At 62.2% G+C, this 863-nt stretch carries 1 pseudogene; it reads right to left on the reverse strand.

Annotated features, from left to right (window positions below):
• A pseudogene (locus tag KR51_RS11210) lies at positions 1-863 on the reverse strand (Mu transposase domain-containing protein); the annotation flags it as partial.

Consider the following 863-nt stretch of genomic DNA (forward strand, 5'->3'; position numbering starts at 1 on the left):
ACTTGTAGGCGCTGCGGCGTGAGGCTGCCAGCGGCTAATTCCCGTTCCAAGTAATCGGCAACCCGGTCTTCGCCGTGGGTCGCTGCTTGATCAAGCGCTTCCACCATCAAGCGGGCCGCCCGGTCGCGCTCGTAGTCGGTTTTGAGCTGATTCCAGAGCTGGCGATAGCGCTCGTTGGGTAACAGCTCCTTTTGCCAGGTGCAGTAGAGCAACGCTCGCGGTTTCCGGCGCAACCCCTCGATGACGTGGCGATAGTCAATGCAGCGTCCCCGACGTTTCCCGTTCCCCTGGACGCGCATCCGGGTGAGGGCGAAGACTTGGGTTTGACCCCAGAAGCCCAGAATGCGGTCGTGGTAGAGGTGCAGCTCCACCCGCTGACCGATGAGCCGGGACGGGACGGTGTAAAGGATGCAGCGCACTTCGATGGTGCTGTGGCGGCTGACCCGCGCCGTCAGGATTTCGTAGTCCGGCACCCGGTATTTGGGCAGGGGCTGCAGTGCCGCTCTCTCCACGGCAAACTTGTCCGCGTGTTGGCGGTTCAACCCCTCTGCTGCCGCCGCCACTACTGCCTGATAGGCCTCCACGCTCGGGAAATCGGCACTGCCGCGCAGGTAGATGGCTTGTTCGATGCGATTTTTCAAATGTCCGTGGGGAGACTCTATCGCGCCGTTCTCGTGCGTCACGCCCCGATTGTTGCGCGTCGGTTCCATGCGGTAGTGGTCGCACAGGGCGTCGTACAGCTGCGTCAAGGGCTTTTGGCGTTTGCCACCCAGATTGCGATAGGCAGCGCTCAGACTGTCGGTGCGGTGCTGTTTGGGACTCCCTCCCGAGGCATGCAAGGCGTTTTGCAGTCCTTCCGCTCA

The sequence above is a fragment of the Rubidibacter lacunae KORDI 51-2 genome, assembly GCF_000473895.1.
Taxonomy (GTDB): domain Bacteria; phylum Cyanobacteriota; class Cyanobacteriia; order Cyanobacteriales; family Rubidibacteraceae; genus Rubidibacter; species Rubidibacter lacunae.